This is a genomic window from Clostridium sp. KLE 1755 (assembly GCF_000466465.2).
Lineage (GTDB): Bacteria > Bacillota > Clostridia > Lachnospirales > Lachnospiraceae > Eisenbergiella > Eisenbergiella porci.
Genome location: NZ_KE992717.1, coordinates 17,168 through 34,325, shown reverse-complemented (window position 1 = coordinate 34,325; position 17,158 = coordinate 17,168). Strand labels below are relative to the sequence as shown.

17 protein-coding genes and 1 pseudogene are annotated in these 17,158 nt (G+C 49.2%); 13 read left to right on the top strand and 5 right to left on the bottom strand.

Translation table 11 applies throughout. The annotated features are described in order from the left end of the window. Both HMPREF1548_RS30000 and HMPREF1548_RS14690 read right to left on the bottom strand, forming a co-directional pair. Positions 1-262, bottom strand: a pseudogene (locus tag HMPREF1548_RS30000) (hypothetical protein); the annotation flags it as partial. Beyond that, complete coding sequence (locus HMPREF1548_RS14690; RefSeq protein WP_021637038.1) at positions 259-639, bottom strand: ArsR/SmtB family transcription factor; 381 nt, start codon at positions 637-639, stop codon at positions 259-261. The gene HMPREF1548_RS14690 and the pseudogene HMPREF1548_RS30000, both read right to left, overlap by 4 nt. A gap of 508 nt (positions 640-1,147) precedes the next feature. On the opposite strand from HMPREF1548_RS14690, the gene HMPREF1548_RS14685 reads away from it, so the two are divergent. The 11 genes from HMPREF1548_RS14685 (at position 1,148) to HMPREF1548_RS14635 (ending at position 14,273) form a co-directional block, all read left to right on the top strand. Beyond that, on the top strand, positions 1,148-2,128 hold the full coding sequence (locus tag HMPREF1548_RS14685; RefSeq protein WP_051358401.1) for a hypothetical protein: 981 nt from the start codon (positions 1,148-1,150) through the stop codon (positions 2,126-2,128). Positions 2,129-2,255: 127 nt separating this feature from the next. Then, positions 2,256-2,933 carry a response regulator transcription factor gene (locus HMPREF1548_RS14680; protein ID WP_021637035.1) on the top strand — a complete coding sequence of 226 codons (678 nt, stop codon included), beginning with the start codon at positions 2,256-2,258 and terminating at the stop codon, positions 2,931-2,933. After that, the gene (locus HMPREF1548_RS14675) at positions 2,930-3,850 is read left to right on the top strand and encodes a sensor histidine kinase (RefSeq protein ID WP_021637034.1); all 921 of its coding nucleotides are present in this window, start codon (positions 2,930-2,932) and stop codon (positions 3,848-3,850) included. The genes HMPREF1548_RS14680 and HMPREF1548_RS14675 overlap by 4 nt, the downstream gene beginning before the upstream one ends. 212 nt (positions 3,851-4,062) lie before the next feature. After that, positions 4,063-4,761 carry an ABC transporter ATP-binding protein gene (locus HMPREF1548_RS14670; protein ID WP_035322264.1) on the top strand — a complete coding sequence of 233 codons (699 nt, stop codon included), beginning with the start codon at positions 4,063-4,065 and terminating at the stop codon, positions 4,759-4,761. After that, entirely contained in the window at positions 4,754-7,297 is a 2,544-nt protein-coding gene (locus HMPREF1548_RS14665) for an ABC transporter permease (RefSeq protein WP_021637032.1), read from the top strand. Before HMPREF1548_RS14670 ends, HMPREF1548_RS14665 begins: the two co-directional genes overlap by 8 nt. A gap of 345 nt (positions 7,298-7,642) precedes the next feature. Then, positions 7,643-8,491, top strand: coding sequence for a helix-turn-helix transcriptional regulator (locus tag HMPREF1548_RS14660; RefSeq protein WP_021637031.1), 849 nt, complete (start codon positions 7,643-7,645; stop codon positions 8,489-8,491). A gap of 39 nt (positions 8,492-8,530) precedes the next feature. Beyond that, positions 8,531-9,592 (top strand): uroporphyrinogen decarboxylase family protein, encoded by a 1,062-nt coding sequence (locus HMPREF1548_RS14655; protein ID WP_035322262.1) that lies wholly within the window; start codon positions 8,531-8,533, stop codon positions 9,590-9,592. A 396-nt stretch (positions 9,593-9,988) separates the two neighbouring features. Then, the gene (locus HMPREF1548_RS14650; protein ID WP_083492991.1) at positions 9,989-10,963 is read left to right on the top strand and encodes a GDSL-type esterase/lipase family protein; all 975 of its coding nucleotides are present in this window, start codon (positions 9,989-9,991) and stop codon (positions 10,961-10,963) included. Positions 10,964-11,001: 38 nt separating this feature from the next. Continuing rightward, positions 11,002-11,634 carry a DUF4358 domain-containing protein gene (locus tag HMPREF1548_RS14645; RefSeq protein ID WP_276945729.1) on the top strand — a complete coding sequence of 211 codons (633 nt, stop codon included), beginning with the start codon at positions 11,002-11,004 and terminating at the stop codon, positions 11,632-11,634. Between the two features lie 17 nt (positions 11,635-11,651). After that, positions 11,652-13,067 carry an MBOAT family O-acyltransferase gene (locus HMPREF1548_RS14640; RefSeq protein ID WP_021637027.1) on the top strand — a complete coding sequence of 472 codons (1,416 nt, stop codon included), beginning with the start codon at positions 11,652-11,654 and terminating at the stop codon, positions 13,065-13,067. A gap of 27 nt (positions 13,068-13,094) precedes the next feature. After that, on the top strand, positions 13,095-14,273 hold the full coding sequence (locus HMPREF1548_RS14635; RefSeq protein ID WP_021637026.1) for a DHHW family protein: 1,179 nt from the start codon (positions 13,095-13,097) through the stop codon (positions 14,271-14,273). A 6-nt stretch (positions 14,274-14,279) separates the two neighbouring features. On the opposite strand, the gene HMPREF1548_RS14630 is transcribed toward HMPREF1548_RS14635, so the two are convergent. The 3 genes from HMPREF1548_RS14630 to HMPREF1548_RS14620 form a co-directional block, all read right to left on the bottom strand. Next, positions 14,280-14,531 (bottom strand): hypothetical protein, encoded by a 252-nt coding sequence (locus tag HMPREF1548_RS14630; protein ID WP_157065683.1) that lies wholly within the window; start codon positions 14,529-14,531, stop codon positions 14,280-14,282. A gap of 119 nt (positions 14,532-14,650) precedes the next feature. Next, positions 14,651-15,283, bottom strand: coding sequence for a winged helix-turn-helix domain-containing protein (locus tag HMPREF1548_RS14625; protein ID WP_286138039.1), 633 nt, complete (start codon positions 15,281-15,283; stop codon positions 14,651-14,653). Then, on the bottom strand, positions 15,246-15,749 hold the full coding sequence (locus HMPREF1548_RS14620; protein WP_035322258.1) for a GNAT family N-acetyltransferase: 504 nt from the start codon (positions 15,747-15,749) through the stop codon (positions 15,246-15,248). The genes HMPREF1548_RS14625 and HMPREF1548_RS14620 overlap by 38 nt, the downstream gene beginning before the upstream one ends. Positions 15,750-15,999: 250 nt before the next feature. On the opposite strand from HMPREF1548_RS14620, the gene HMPREF1548_RS14615 reads away from it, so the two are divergent. Together HMPREF1548_RS14615 and HMPREF1548_RS29530 are read left to right on the top strand one after the other, a co-directional pair. Next, the gene (locus HMPREF1548_RS14615) at positions 16,000-16,923 is read left to right on the top strand and encodes a helix-turn-helix domain-containing protein (RefSeq protein ID WP_021637022.1); all 924 of its coding nucleotides are present in this window, start codon (positions 16,000-16,002) and stop codon (positions 16,921-16,923) included. Between the two features lie 77 nt (positions 16,924-17,000). Next, complete coding sequence (locus HMPREF1548_RS29530) at positions 17,001-17,147, top strand: hypothetical protein (protein WP_021637021.1); 147 nt, start codon at positions 17,001-17,003, stop codon at positions 17,145-17,147. The last annotated feature ends 11 nt before the right edge of the window (positions 17,148-17,158 follow it).

Here is a 17,158-nt window from a genome sequence, read left to right as displayed (position 1 = left end):
TCAGCCGCTCCAGCGCTGCGGCAGGCACACGTCCGCCGAAGGCGGGGACGGCAATGATACAGAAATCCTCCCTTCCGGGAGTGGCATGTGAGAGAAAAGCGCCTGACCGGGTTCTGTCGGATAAATCAATTTCAACCAGTTCTGTGGATGTTTTTCCTGATTCATCCGGCGCTCCATCGTTGATGAGCCATTCCTTAACCAGTTCGTCCAGTACTTTTTTTGTCCCTCCTGTGGGACTGAAATAGACGGTATAAAGCTTCATCTGTATTCTCCTTTTTCATCTGTCTTTCTATTCTTTTCACACAAATCCATCATTGGCTCCACCTGCTCCCAGAAATGTGTCAGCTGGCGGAGGCTGCTGCTTTTAGGATCCAGATAGTAAAAGTTCATGGTGCCCTTACGGCGCACGTTAATGATTCCCGTCTCCAGAAGGACCTTCAGGTGATGGGAGACTGCTGTGCGTGACACACTGGTTTCCATCTGAATCTCACCTACACGCAGGCCGCCTTTGCCTCCGTTTTTAATCAGGGTAATAATGATGCACTGTCTGGTATTGTCGCCCAAGGCAAAAAGAGCCGCCTGACATTGACGGAATTCCTCCAGAAAGGCTTCCCTTCGTTCCGAAAAAGTTTCCTCCATGATATTTCCCTCCAATGGTCAATTCATATTGACCATTATAGCGCTCTGGTGTTTTGACGGCAATATTGGTAAAGATAATCGGGTTCATTGAATTAATAGTTTTATGGGGCTGACAAACGGGAAAATATTTGAAAATAAGCAATTAAAAGCAATGATACACGATGGCTGTGGAATTATGATATAATGTCGTCGAAGACGACATTATATCTGCGCATTCTGGTTTCTGCGCTTGCCGCAGAAATCCAGGCGCTAAATTCGGCCGGAGGCTCATATCTGTGGAGCGGATACGATATTGATATTAAGAACATACAAGGCAGATGTGTAAATTGGGGGAACAAGAGGACGGGATGAAAAGAAGGCAGCCTGGCCTAACCAAAACATACATGGCTTTAAGGAGGAACAATTATGTTGGAATTCAAGCTTCCCCGGCATGCCTGCGGATTTACATTACCGGATGCCGAATGTACACGTTATGCAGGCCCAAAGGAGAAAAGCAGGAGGGCAGCCAATGTATGCTGACATCATAAAAGAAATTTTCAGGGAGCAGAACCGAATTTATGAAAAAACAAACAGCGGGGACTTTTCGGACGTGTGTTTCCTGGAGGGCAGGGACGCAGTATTTGGGACCTTTGATAAAAACTATGAGAACCGGCTCCGGCTGGCCTATTATATCCTGTTTATGAAAAGGGGCGGAGAAGCCCTGGTAAAAAAACTGTTTGAAGAGGAGCTGAAGGACAGGGAAACGAATTCCTTCCAGGGAATAGGAGCCTGTCTGGAGATTCTTACCTTCCTGCTGATGAAATATAACGGCGCGCACCAGTACGACGCTCTGTTTGAACGGGCAAAGAATGCCAATTTTGACTGTGCCTGCGGCTATGACAGAAATGTGGAGCAGGAGACGCAGCTGGAGCGGTGTGATATTTATGACTGTATCCAGATTGCAATTGAAACCGGATACCCGGAAAGCGCCGCCAGGCTTGTAGAGGAATGGAAGAAAGAAATAAAGGAATGGGACGTACAGAATTACAGACAGCTGATATTATTTAATAAAAATACCTGCCGGGAGGCTGAAAATGAAGAGCCGTTGAAAGCGCTGCTTGCATTGGAGCGTAAAAACGGGAAAAACAGGGATATCATAGCAGCCTGGAATAATTTGATACATTTTTATATCGGCTTCGGTGAAAGAAAAAAGGCGTATGAAGCCTTTTCAGAGATTTTGGAACATACGGATTTATCAGAAGTTGCCGGTATCCGCCTGTTTTCAGGCATCCTTGAAGACGCCGCGCAGCTGATCGCTATGGGCGGAGAGGAGGCGCAGCCGCTCTGGGAATGGGCCGGGCCCTTCATTGCAAAGCTGGCGGGTACGGGCAGCATGTATGGCAATCTTTATAAAAAGAGCATCCGGGCTGCACAGTGCATGAAGGATCCTATAGAAGGGGAACTGACCGCGGCCTATGAAGCGTGGAAGAGGAAAACCGGAGCCAGGTAACCTGTTGGAAGGGATTACAGTAAATTAGGGAAAATGTTAAAAAATATTATTATAAAGAATTTGCGGGAAAGGTAGGCTGTACAGCTATTTTTTAAAATGCGTGCCGGACACGCTGACAGGAGGAAGCATGCAGGATATACTTTTAGTGGAAGATGATGAGGATCTTGCTGAAGGGATACAGATGGCTCTGGGCGGTGAATTTTCCATGATACATTGTAAAACTGTGGAAGAGGCAAAACATATATTATATGACCGTACCTTTGGATTGCTGATTCTGGATGTGGGGCTGCCGGACGGGAGCGGCCTGAAGCTGTGCGGGGAAATCAGGAAAAGCAGCAGGGTTCCCATTGTCCTTCTCACCGCCAGGGATATGGAAACTGATATTGTGGCAGGGCTGGAATATGGGGCGGATGATTATATTACCAAGCCCTTCAGCCTGATGGTGCTTCGCGCAAGAATCCGGGCGCTTCTCAGGCGGACGGAAAAGGGCCAGGAAAAGGAATATCTGCAGCCGCCCTTTGCTTTTCACTTCGCCTCCATGGAATTTTATAAAGAGGGCCGCCCTGTGGAACTGAGCAAGACGGAACAGCGGATCTTGTATTTGCTTGTTTTTAACCCGGGACAAATCATCACCAGGGAAAGGCTCCTGGAATGGGTTTGGCCGGACGGGACGGAGTATGTGGAGGATAACGCGCTTTCGGTGGGAATCAGACGGTTGCGGGACAAACTGGAGGAGGATGCATCAAAGCCGGTCTATATCAGGACCATGTATGGGAAAGGCTATGTCTGGGAGATGCCGGTATGAACAGTTTTTTATGGTTTGCAGCGGGGGCGGCCGTATGCGCTGCGGTAAGCATCTGCCTGCTGGTAAAAGAACGCGGTAAAATGAAAGCCCTTCTCCAGGAAACGCTCCAGAAGCTGGATCAGGCCATCAGCGGAAACCTGCAGGATGTGACCTATGATGAATCCATGGACGGCGCGGTGGCTGAAAGGCTGAATAAGCTGGTGGAAATGGCGGGTACGCAGCGCGACAGGGCGCAGGAAGAAAGGGATGCCGTCAAAGCGTTGATTTCAGACATTACCCATCAGGTTAGGACGCCCCTTTCCAATATCATGCTGTATACGGATTTGCTGCAGGAGCAGCCGTTGGAAAAAGATTCTCGTCTTCTTGCGGAAAAAATCAGGAAACAGTCGGAAAAACTGGAATTTTTTATGAAGGAGCTGGTCCGTTCTTCCTATACGGAGCAGGAAATGATCGCTGTAAAGCCGGAAAAGGTACGGGCAGACAGACTGATTGGAAGGGCCTGCCAGACGGTGGAGATGGAAGCGCTGAAAAAGAAGGTTCTGATTTCCTTTGGCGGCACGGATCTGACCTGCTGTGCGGATTTGAAATGGACAGCCGAAGCGCTGGGGAACATCCTGGATAATGCGGTGAAATACTCCCCGGAAGGGTCGGAGGTAAAGATCGAGGCGATACCCTATGACTCCTTTCTGTGCATTGCGGTAAAGGATCAGGGGCCGGGCATCAGGGAAGCGGAACAGGGGTTGATTTTCCGGAGATTCTATCGTTCGTCGGAAGCCGGAAAGCTGCCGGGCTTTGGAATTGGCCTTTATCTGGCGAGGGAGATCCTTTCCAGGCAGGGCGGTTATATTAAAGTTACGTCAAAACCGGGCAGGGGAGCCGTATTTCAGATGTTTTTGCCGGTATATCATTCCTGCTGATAAAGGAGGCCAGGAGGCCGTCAGCGGAGGGAAAAGGGAGTCAAAATCCGGTTCTGCAGGAAATCTGTCAAAAATGTCATCTTTGAGACAGAATGTGGAAAGATTTCTTTGCTACACTATAGAAAATTCCGCAGGACATACAAAAAGTGTGACAGCGGAAAACAGAAAGGCAAAGCCTGTCACAGGTGATGGGCGGGAATCGGAGGTCTTGGATGGAAATTCTGGCAGCAAAGCAATTGAAAAAATATTATCAGATGGGAGATACGGTGGTTAAGGCGCTGGACGGCATTGATCTGTCCATACAAAAGGGAGAATTTGCCGCCGTTGTGGGGAAATCGGGCAGCGGCAAATCCACGCTTCTGCATATGCTGGGCGGACTGGACTATCCCACCGGAGGCGAGGTGAGGGTGGATGGCAGGGATATTTCCCGCATGGGAATTTCCCATAAGGGAAAGGATGAACTCACAATTTTCAGGCGCAGGAAAATCGGATTCGTATTTCAGAACTATAACCTGCTTCCGCTTATGAATGTGTATGAAAATATAGTGCTTCCCATAAAACTGGATGGTATCAGGCCGGATGAAAAATTTGTGGGTTCCATCCTTGAAATGCTGGGACTGAAGGATAAAAAATATGCCATGCCAAACCAGCTGTCGGGCGGGCAGCAGCAGCGGGTGGCCCTGGCCAGGGCGCTGGCGGCAAAACCTGCCATTATCCTGGCAGACGAGCCAACCGGTAATCTTGACAGCCGTACCAGCCAGGATGTATTGGGGCTGATTAAGACCTCAGGCGAGCTGTTTGCACAGACTGTAGTCATGATTACCCACAATGATGAAATTGCCCAGCTGGCCGGAAGGATTATCCGGCTGGAGGACGGAAGAATCTGCGGAGGTGACGGCGGCAATGATTAGAGTGGATAACCGGAAGGTAGTGGCAGGGATCGCTGCCGATACCTATAAAGCCCATTGGAAAAAAAACATAATAACGGTTTCGGCTATATTGATGACTACTTTTTTAACGGCAGTGGTATTCGCTTTGGGATTCAGCTATTGGAATACGGTGACGCTGCGCACACTGCGGATGAACGGCATGGATTATGACGTGGAGCTGTCGGAGCCCAGGCCGGATCAGGTGGATAAAATCAGGGCCATGGAAAATGTGGAGGCAGCGGGCGTATCCATAAAATGTGCCATATTGGAGCGGTACGGCGATGTGGAGCTGGATAAAACCCAGCTTTACTGGCTGGACTCCGTCTGCTGGGAAAAACAGTGTATTCCGGCGTTGGAACTTTATGAAGGCTCTTATCCTGAGAGGGAAGAGGAAATCATGCTTTCAGAAAGCGCGCTGACGGCTATGGGGATTGAACGACCGGAAACCGGGATGCGGCTTTCGCTGGAATATTATCCTCTCTCGGGTGAAGGGGACGGCAGGATTGGCAGTAAGGAATTTATCCTGAGCGGATACTTCAGGGACTATACCGGAAGGATGAAGGGCTATGTTTCGCGTCCCTTTTTGGAAAAGAGCGGGGCGAAGCAGACGGATTTTACGCAGGGAACCCTGAAAATATCCCTGAAAAATCCTTTATATACCAGGCAGGATATTGAAAAGCTGCAGCAGGAAGCGGCGCTGGACCGGCAGGTTATTAAAGCAGATTATGATACATCGGTGAATTTCTGGAAAACAGCGGTGGGTCTTGCCGGAATGCTTCTGATGATACTTTCCGCAGGTTATTTATCCATTTATAATACCCTTTATATTTCTATTTCCAGGGATATCCGTTACTATGGACAGCTGAAAACCATAGGTATGACAAGCGTACAGCTGAAAGGCCTGGTATACAGACAGGCTCTCTGGAATGCGCTGGCCGGGATTCCGGCCGGACTTTTGGCGGGAAGGCTTCTGGCCGGGACAGTGGTACCCGCGGTCCTTCGCATCGTCAATCCCACGCTGGCCGGGGAGGAAATCATATCCGAAGGACTGTGGATTTATGTGCTGGCGGGTGGGTTAGCCCTGTTTACAGATCTGTATGCCAGCAGGAAGCCAGCAAAAATGGCAGGTGACTGTGCGCCGGCAGAGGCGATCCGTTATGTGCCGGTTACCATGGGAAAGGGAAAGCCTTTCAGAACCGGACCCGGGAAGGGCGGAGTCGTCGCTTCCATGGCATGGCGCAGTCTGCTGAGGGATAAAAAACAGTCTGCTGTCATCTTTCTTTCTTTTCTCATAGCGGGAACCGTATTTTTAACTGTCAATACGGTAATCCGGCAGAATGACGCCCGCTCCGTTCTGAATGCCACATGGGATTATGATATCCGGTTCAAGAATGAAACCACTCTTGATGGGAAGGAGCCTTTGCTTACGGAGGAGAAGATAGAACAGGTGAGGGAAATTCCGGGGGTGAAAAGTGTCAGAATCGTTTCTTCTGCCGATATCGTTGTCCCTTTACAGGAAAAGGTATTCGGGGATTATTATCAGGCTTTGTACCAGTCGAGATTCAGTCCGGGAAATTATGAGAAGGATATGGCGGTTTATCGGGAACAGCCGGGATATTTCCTGTTTATGGCACGGCTGATCGGAATTGACAGGGAAGGCTTCGGGCGGCTGAATGCCCGCATGGGGAATGTGTTGGAGGAAGAAAGCTTTAAGGCAGGGAAGAGTACGGTGGCAGTTCCCATTATCATTGATGCCGGACCGGAGATCAGAAACAGTATGGTTGGGAAAACAGTACATTTTTTACCGGCAGGGGACAATTTTAAGTCCGGAGAAAATGGGGCAGTGTCCGCAAAAGCCTCTGTCCGCATTGCGGCGGTGGGCGACAGCGGTGACAATCCGGCTTATTTCGGCAGAGGCTATACGCCAGATCTGATTGTAAGCCGGGAATATGCCAGACAGCTTCTGGGAACGGAATTTATTGAACTGATAGAGGTGGATTATGAAAAACCATTTTCTGAGGATACAGAACGCCTTGTAAAGGAAGTCTTTGCAGGCGAGGGGAAAATTTCCCGGGAATCAAAACTGGAAAGATACGGTGAGATGAAAATGACGGAAATGCAGATAAAGGTTTTGGGGAACAGCATCGGATTCCTGATTGCCCTGCTGGCTGTTTTTAATTATATCCATATGATGGCGGCAGGGGTACAGAACCGCTCAGGAGAGCTGGCGGCGCTGGAAAGCATCGGAATGACACAGACGCAGCTGAAAAGAATGCTGATGCTGGAGGGTGCCGGCTATGCGCTGTTGGCCGAAGCAGCCTCCCTGGCAATTGGCTTGCCTGTCAGCTATGCGGTATTTCAGGGCATGAACCGGTATCATATGGCATATTCCTTTCCCTGGCGAAGTCATCTGGCGGTATTTACGGTTATCCTGATTATATGTGTCCTGGTTCCGACGGCTATTTACCGCAGGACGCAAAAAGGAAGTGTCATCGAAAGGCTGCAGAATTGGGAATAGCATGCGGACATCCGTAACAGTTCGGTTATCTGAATTGTTACGAATATTTAGTTCCGGAAAATATAAAGAATCTAAATTCTCATGCCGTTTCGTTAACGAACCTTTTTTCATCCTATGCTATATTAATGTCAGCGGACATCAGCAGAACATAGGTAACACAGTCCATATGGCCATATACTGTGACCGGTGTCTTTGCATCGATGTTTTCCATTTTCTGTTCCATAATTTTACAATTAAGATTGCCGAATTATTCAAACTCCTGTATGCTGAGGATAACGGGAAGAGAAAGGATTCGCATAACCGTTAAAGGATCCTTTAAAAATTTCGAAGAAAGGAGCCTGGTCAGTGAACAACATAGAAAAAGAGCTGCTGGCCCTTTTGGCGGACCCCGCCTACAGCATAACACTCCAAACCATACGCAGGATACGGTTCCCGGCCAGCTACCGGTTTGAAAGCCACGCCCACCCCGAGACGGAAATCAACTACATCAACTCCGGCTGCTGTATGATGGAGGTGGAGGGGCAGGTTATCCCCTTAAAGCGGGGGAGCTGCATTATGGTAAATCCGTATAAGAGGCATCTTTTCATGGTGGATGTGAGTAAATCCTGTGCCATAACCCAGCTGATATACCGGGCAGAGCTTCCCGGACAAATACCGGACTGCCTTCCCTGTTTTCAAGAGGTAAGCGCCTGTCATGTATTTCAGGACTGTGAGGAGCTTTGCGGCCTGCTGGAAAACATACAGCGGGGGTATAAAAAAATCCGGGATAACGGCTATACGGAAGCGCGGTTTGATTTTACCCTGCTGCAGCTTTTTGCCCTGCTGTCCGGCTGCATCGAGGAAGAGAGGCGGCTTACGGATGGCTGCCGGGGCAAGCTGGAGGAAGCGCTGGAGAAGATACACGGCAGGCTGGAATATGAAATCAATCTGGAGGAGCTGGCGGGAGAACTGGGAATCAGTTCAAGATATCTCAGAAAATTATTTGTCCAGCGCCTGGGCATCGGCTGTACCCAGTACATAACAATGCTCAGGATAGCAAAGGCCAAGGAATATCTGCGGGACTGGGACAAGGGGGTCACGGAGGCGGCCGCCCTGGCCGGCTTTAACAGCCCTCAGTATTTCTGCCGCGTTTTCAGAAAGCATACGGGAATGACGCCGGCGGAATATAAAAATATGAAAAATGATGATTGCTGAAGTGTCGCGGCAGTTCTGCGATATATGAGGAGGTATGGTATGACAAACAGAGAAAATTTTTTATCGCTTCTCAGGAGAACCGGCTATGAAAGTGTGCCGGTGGAGTTCAGTCTCTGCCCGTATTTAATTGAACGGATGCGTAATGAGCTTGGAGTGGAGGATTATCAGGAATATTTTCAGTTCCCCTGGCGGAGGGTAGGGGATATCAGGCTGATTGATCATGATGTGGAGCAGTACCGCAGATTCTACCGGCGTCCGCTGGCGGAGGGCGCGGATATCGATACCTGGGGCGTGGGCCATGAAAAATCGCCCAACAGCATGCACATGACTTACATGCGCCACCCTTTGGAAAATGCGGAGTCCATGGAGGATTTCCTGGAGTATCCGTTTCCGGATTATGCTCACGGGGATGCTTCCCATCAGAAAAAACAGGTGGAGGATATCAAGAAAAGGGATTTGATTGCGCTGGGCGATATGCAGGTCACTATCTGGGAAACAGCCTGGTATCTCCGCGGTATGGAGAATCTGTTCTGCGACATGATGTCGGAGGAAGAGACTGCCGTTTCCCTTTTTGACAAGGTGCTGGAGATTTCAAAAATCAGAGCCCGTTCTTATGCGGAGGCAGGCGTGGATGTTCTCTTTTTTGGTGATGATATCGGGATGCAGCATACAACTATGATGAGTGAGGAGCTGTATTGCAGCTGGATTAAGCCCCGTCTGAAGGAACTGGTGGATATGGTGAAGGAAATCAACCCGGAAATCCTTATTTTTTACCATTCCTGTGGTTTTGTGGAGCCGTTTATCCCACATCTGATAGAGGCGGGAATTGATGTGCTCAACCCCATTCAGAGCGAATGCATGGATTTTAAGGAAATCTGCAGAAAATATGGAGACAGGATATCCTTCCATGGAACCATCGGAACGCAGACCGTCATGCCCTTCGGCACGCCCCAGGAGGTAAAAAAAGCGGTCTGGGACAATCTGGATGCCGCCGGGGAGAAAGGCGGATTATTTGTGGCGCCCACACACATCCTGGAACCTGAGGTCCCGTTAGAGAATATCCTGGCTTACGTGGAAGCCTGCAGAACCTACAGGAAATAAGAAAAACAGGGAATGCTTTTTCCCCTCAACCTCAGCCAATCTCTCAGCAAATGTGCTGCTGTTCCATGGCAATTCTGACGGCTCCCGAAAGGAGCCGTTTTGTTTTATTATTTTTCACGGAAAACTATGAATTTTTATTCCCTTTAAAGAATGCCTTGAAAGAATAAAAATGTCGGGATTTGTCAGATGATGCAAAAATGATGCAATTTTGATGGAGATTTGATGCAACCGGCATGTAAACTTATAAAAAAAGGCAGATAACGATAATCACGCGCAGACACACGGGAAACAGTTGGCTGAGAATCTCTGATTTTCAGCCTCTTTACACTGACCATGCATAGTAAGCGGAACCGGCTGCGCGTATGGAAAAATACAGAGGGGAGCACTGAGGATAAGATGAAAAGAAAAATATTGACCATTGGCCTTGCATGGCTGTCGGTTTTCTTCGTAGTGGGCGGAAGCCGGCCTGAGAGCTGCGGCATCGAAAGCAAGCTGGCAAAATATGAGCCGGAACTGGTTTCGGGCGCTGTGGATATGGTCCGAAACAGGGAAATGATGAAAGAAGCATTAGAAGAAAAACTAAGAAAGGCAGAAGCGGCACAGGAGGAAAATGCTGCCGGAATGGATCCCTCAGGAGAGATGAGCCTGGAAAATAATACAGAGGAAATGAGCCCGGAGGAGAGAGCTGTTGAGGAGCGGACGGATGCATATTTTGACAATTCCGTATTCGTGGGGGATTCCATCATGCTTGGCTTCCGGAATTATGCGATGAAAAGACAGGATTCCTTTTTAAGCCGGCTTCAGTTTCTTGCTGCGGGAAGCTATTCCGTCAATAATGCGCTTTGGGAAGTGAATGAGAAAAGTGTGCACCCCATGTTTCGCGGGAAGCAGCGTCAGGTATGGGAATCTATTTCCATGATGGGCGGCCGGCGGGTATTTCTTATGCTGGGAATGAATGATCTGAATATCAACGGCCTGGAAGGCAGCTGCGAAAAATACAAGGAGCTGGTGGATAAAATCAGGGAAACCGATCCTGAGGCTGAAATACATATCATGAGCATGACCTATGTCCTGAAAGGGAAAGGAACGGGGCTTTTGGAAAATGACACCATCCGGGAATACAATTCCATGCTGAAGCAGATGGCGGAGGAGAACGGCTGGGGCTATGTGGACATTGCCGATGCGCTGGCCGATGAAAACGGGGATTTGGCGGAAGGGTACTGCAGTGACGATTTTGCGCATCAGCGGCCGGAGGCTTATGATGTCTGGGTTTCGGTGCTCCGGGATTATGCAAAGGAGCAGCTGGAGAAAACAGACGCCGGAGGCTGCAGGGAAACAGAAACAGAAAATATTCAAGCTGCTGAAGGATGAAGCGCGGCAGAAAAGTACACGATATACAGGAGAATGAAATGAAAATGAATGAATTAACCGGAAAATGCGTAAAAAGAAAAAAAGGAAACTATTTGTGCCTGCTGGCCGCAGTGCTTCTTATTGGCGGCTGCGGACAGGCGGAGGTAAACCAGGCGTCAGGCGAGACGACTGCAGTAAACAAGACGGCAGATGAGATGGCAGCAGCAGATCAGGCGTCAGGTGAGACAACGGCAGCAGGCCAGTCGGCAGAAACCGCTGCGGTGCCGGATGCGGCCGCCTCCGGAGAGGAGATGTCCGTACAGGAAATGTATGATCTGATTACCGAATCGGTCACCCTTATTTCACCTGTAATCATGCAGGATAATTTCATAGAAAATTATTACAATATCGATCCCGCCCTGCTTGAGGAGTACGTATTTTCCATGTCTGAGGAAGCTACAAGCGCGGAAACCGTGGTTATTATGAAATTGAAGGATAAGGCGGATGCAGATACAATCAGCGCGGCGCTGCAGCTTGTAATTGAGGAAAAGAGCGGAGAAATGGAAAATTATCTGCCCGGGCAGTATGATATTGTGAAAAAAAGCGCCGTAAAAACAGAAGGCAGCTATGTGTATCTGGTTATTTCAGAACAGGCGGATGCCATTGAAAAAATCATTGAAGCACAGCTTTAGAAAGGACGGAAACGGCGATGGTTTTCAGCAGCATTCCTTTTTTGTTTTTCTTCCTGCCGTTATGCCTCCTTCTTTATTATGCGGTGCCTTATTCCTGGAAGAATGGAGTCCTCCTTCTTTTCAGCCTGGTTTTTTACGCCTGGGGAGAGCCTGTTTATATCCTCCTGATGCTGTTCGCATCAGCAGTGGATTACACGAATGGAAGGCTCATGACACGGTTTGGATCCACAGAGGGACGGCGGCGGTTGTTCCTCTGCTGTTCTGTAATAATCAATCTTTCCGTGCTGGGATTTTTTAAGTATGCGGATTTCCTTATCGATACGGTAAACGGCCTTTTCCACACAGGGCTCCGGCCTCTTGGCCTGGGACTTCCTGTAGGCATCAGTTTTTTCACCTTTCAGACCATGAGCTACAGCATTGATCTGTACCGGCGGAAGGTGCCGGTGGAGAAAAATTATCTGACCTATCTTACCTATGTGTCCATGTTCCCACAGCTGGTAGCCGGGCCTATTGTCCGTTTTTCAACGGTGAATCAGGAGCTGCACAGTAGAAAAATAAGGCGTTCGGAGGTGACGGACGGCTTTTACCGCTTCCTGCAGGGCCTGTTCAAAAAAGTGCTGATCGCCAATCAGGTAGGAGCGCTGTGGGAAGAAATACGGCTGCTGGAAACGGGACAGGCATCGGCGGCCACAGCCTGGCTGGGCGCGGCGGCTTTTACTCTGCAGCTGTATTTTGATTTCAGCGCTTACAGTGACATGGCTATCGGCATGGGGTGGATGCTGGGTTTCCATTTCCCGGAGAACTTCAGGTATCCCCTGTATGCGGTGTCCGTAACGGATTTCTGGAGACGCTGGCATATATCGCTTTCCACCTGGTTCCGGGATTATGTATACATTCCTCTTGGCGGCAACCGGGTGAGCACGGCAAAGCACCTGCGGAATATGCTCATTGTATGGTTCCTGACAGGGCTGTGGCATGGCGCAGCCTGGAACTTTGTCCTGTGGGGGCTGTATTACGGCGTTCTGCTTGCTCTGGAAAAATATGTATGGGGCAAAAAACTGGAAAGGCTGCCCGCAGTAATACAGCATGGCTATACATTGTTGATCGTTGTGACAGGCTTTGTTATTTTTGTGTTTGACGATTGCGGGGCGCTGGGAAGATATCTGTGCTCCATGGCGGCATGTGCCGGAAATGCCTGGTGGGGAGAGGAATTCCTCTGGTATCTGACCAATTATGGTGTTGTGCTCCTGGCGGCTGTCATCCTGGCCTTCCCGGTATACCCCTGGGCCAAAAAGAAGCTGGAGGCAGCGGGAAACGGGCCGAAAACAGCTGCCGGACTTGTGACTGCGGCGGGCTATATCATGCTGTTCCTGCTTACGACGGCTTTTTTGGTAAATGATACCTATAATCCGTTTTTATACTTCAGATTTTGACATCAGGAAAGGCGGAAGCGAAAGAATATGACAAATGCACAAAGAATCAGACGTGTGACAGTGGGACTGCTGGCAGGGATGATACTGGCGCTGGCCATTGGATTTTTTGCAGCCAATAAGCAGGATTTTTCCGAGAATGAGAACAGGTATCTGGCAAAACTGCCATCCCCTGGCTGGGAGGATATAAAGAGCGGCGCCTATATGCAGGGGCTGTCCGACTATGCTTCGGATCATTTTCTTTTCCGGGATTTTTTCATCGGGCTGAAGACAAAGGCGGAGACAGCGCTGGGAAGAAAGGAAATCAACGGCGTTTATATCGCTGAGGACGGCTATCTGATTGAAGCGTATAAAAGTGCGGAGAATACGGAGCGGATTGCGGGGATTTTGAAGAGCTTTGCACAGGAGCTGGAGGGACAGGAAGCGGAGACGCAGGAAACAGAGGCGCAGGAAACGGAGGGACAGGAACCCAGGCTTCGTCTCATGCTGATCCCCACCGCCGTTTATGTGTATGAGGACAGGCTGCCGGCCCATGTGCAGACAAAAAATCAGATGGAAACTGCGGAAGCTGTATACCGGGCTGCCGGTATTGTCCCCATCGATTGCAGCCAGGCGCTGCTGGAACAAAAAAATGGGGAGCCTCTGTATTACAGGACGGATCACCACTGGACTACGCGCGGCGCCTACGAAGGTTACCGGGTTTTCTGTGAAAATATGGGCTTTGAGGCAGTTCCGCTTACGGAAATGGCCGCGGAAACGGTTACGGAGGACTTCCGCGGTACGATTTATTCGAAAACAGGAGACTACAGCCGGAAAGGGGATTCTATAACCATTTACACCAATCCCGCAGACCGCCTGACGGTATCCTATCTGGATACCGGGGAGGTGACGGACAGCCTTTATAATCTGGAATATACGGAGAAAAAGGATAAATATTCCCTGTTCCTGGATAATTTGCACAGTCTGATTGAAATCACCAATGAAACGGCGGGCTCAGACCGGGAGCTGGCGCTGCTCAAGGACAGCTATGCCAATTCCATGGTGCCGTTTCTGGCCCATCATTATAAAAAAATCTATGTGTTTGATACCAGGTATTACAAGCAGGGTCCGTCCGCCTTTATCAAAGAGCACCCGGGCATTACGGATGTACTGATTCTTTATAATATGAACACACTGGATTCGGATCTGGGAATCCGTGGGATTTACTGATATAGTTTAGTCAAAGGCTGTAAATTCCGCAATGCTTCTTTCCCTGCGAAGCTCCTGCCGGGCAGCGGGGGATGGGGCGGCCTGCGGTGCATTGGGGCAGCCAAACTGCCGGCTGAATTCCAGGTTAGCCTGGATCAGGTTGTATTCCAGCAGAACCTGCAGGGTCTGCGAAAGACATTCCGGGGTTTTGCAGTTTACCTCACATACATCCTTCAGGGAATGGGACAGGTTGAGAATGTCCAGAGAAGTGATCGCCATAGCCTGCTCCTGTATTTTTCCTGTTTCTATATTGTATTGGGCGGGAAGGGGAATTGTGCATGGCAGATACAATCCGCATATATCAATATGGCCGAACACATGGCAAAACAAATCCACATTTAGTTATCCTCCATTTTGTAGCCTATTCCCCATAAGGTTTTAATATAGGTTGCAGTATCGTCCGGGCTTCTTTTCAGCTTTAAACGCAGTCGGTTGATATGGGTATTCAATACATTTTCATTTCCGAAATAAGGTTCCTTCCAAATGAGTTCGTATAGACGTTCTTTTGAAAATGCCTGTCCCGGATGGGTTCCCAGTAAATGTAATAGTTCAAATTCCGTTGGCGTCAAATCAATGGGAATCCCCTGACGCCTGACGGTATGGCTTACCGGATCTATCTCCAAATCCTTAATTTTAACAGCCATATCACACGGTAAAGGCTGGTAGGTTCTGGCCCGCCTGATGTTGGCTTTAATTCTGGCGGCAAGCTCGATAAGAGAGAAGGGCTTTACAACATAGTCATCAGCTCCCAGGTTTAATCCCAGTGATTTGTCGGTATCGTTATCTTTTGCAGTGATTATGATAATTGGGATGGTACTGACTTTCCGGATGGCTTTGATAATTTCCATGCCGTTCATGTCCGACAGCATGAGATCTATGAGAGCAAGCGCATATTCATTACAATCCAAGATACTATGAAAAGCTGTTTTTCCGTCACGAAAAGGGAATTCCTGGCTCCCTTTGATAGGCAAGACGTTCGCTCCCATCCTTTACATAAATAATCCCGCATCTGCGGAAACCGTATTTTTCCAGCAAATGCTGCATGGTCAGATTATTCCGGTGCGTATCCGCACGGAGATTGGGAATACGGTTCAGGCAGAAGGTCAGGCATTCCGCAAAGCAGCCCTTGTGCGTACCGTCGCTGCCCAGCCTGTGGATTGTCCCATAAGGTGAGTTATTGAGCCATGCGCCCTGTTCAATCCGCAGATAAGTGGGATCCTCTCCGATAATTAAAGCGAAAACAAAGTGGATTTTCTCCTTGTCGTCCGTGCCAACAAAGCATTGCCCCAGACGGATATCCTCTTTTACAAGCTCCTCCGACGGATAGGCTGCGCCCCATTGCGTGGCATTCCCGTTTTCCGCCATGTATTTTCTGGCCTGTGCATATACCGCCATTATTCCTGGTAAATCAGTAATTTGTGCAGTCTTGATGATCATAATTTCTGTCTCCTCATTTCGCATAAACTTGAAACGGCCTGATTCCTGCGTGCAACGGCCAAACAGACACCCCTGTGTTTTCAAGACAATTCAAGTATGATGGCCTGTTGTATGCGGCGGGGCTAACCGGATGTTACATCCGCCTCATTATACCATGATTAATGCCGGAGGCACACCGACATAAATACGATATATGAAGTCAAGAACGTTCCCGTCATTAATGATAGCATAAAAGTGTGAGGTGAACAAAATGGATCAAGCTGAATGGGAAAAAATATTGGCCTATGTGGACTGCCATATCCACGAGAAAATCGATCTGCGCAGCCTGGCAGAAATTGCCGGGTACAGTCCTTTTTACTTCAGCCGTATCTTTGCGGAAGAGATGGGAATGCCTGTCACGGGCTATATACGGATTCGTAAGCTGCAGTATGCGGCAGTCTCTCTGCTGGAAGGCCGGAAGGTGCTTGAGGTTGCCATGCTGTATGCGTTTGACTCACATGAAGGATTCACACGCGCTTTTACGCGGCTTTTCGGTTCAACGCCCAGTACGGTGAGGAAATACCTGGTTTCCTATACTGTTCCGGGATTTGCTGTGCCGACGGAAAAAAGGAGGTATTTAATGACTGAGTCAAAACGGGAGGATTTGCGGTATGGAAGGCATCAGCTTATATTTGAGACTGTGAGGCAATCATTGGAGGAAGCGGCAGAGGGTTTCTGCACCAGAGTGGAAATAATGCTGCTGCCGGATGGGAGAGTACGGATCAGAGATAATGGAAGAGGCCTTCCCCTTTCGGAGGATATTCAGGCCGACAGAATGGTGCTGAATAAGATACTGGCGGGAAAAACGGTTACCAATGCAGAGTACAGCCAGATGGGGGATTTGGTCCAGGCAGGGATGCAGACGGTGAATTCCCTGTGTGAAAGCCTGCAGGTTATGGTATACCGGGACGGCAGAAGCTTCCGGCAGGATTATGTGAGGGGGATTGCACAGCATGAGCTTTCCATAGACATCCAGACGCATGAACGGGGAACGGAAATAGTTATGAAGCCAGATTCGGCAATTTTCGGAGAAGGGGAGTTTTCGGAGGACATGATCAGGGAATGGATCAAAAAGCAGCTTCCCGGAGACGGTAGGCTGGACATTTTGCTGAATGGTGAGAAAATAAAAGACTGAGAGTGATGAAAGAGGAAAACAGAAGCGGGGGAAGCCTCCGCATGTGAAGCGGGACTCCCCCGGTTCCCGAAGTAAGCATGTATGAGACGGCACGGCTGTACCCTGAAATAACCACCAGGCTTTCCGGCAAAACCTATTTATACAGAGTCTACCGGACAGCCTTTGCCATGTACCAGGTTCCGGAGGAGCTGGACGGTTGGTCCGCCCTAAACAGGGCTGTATAATGAGCTGGTGC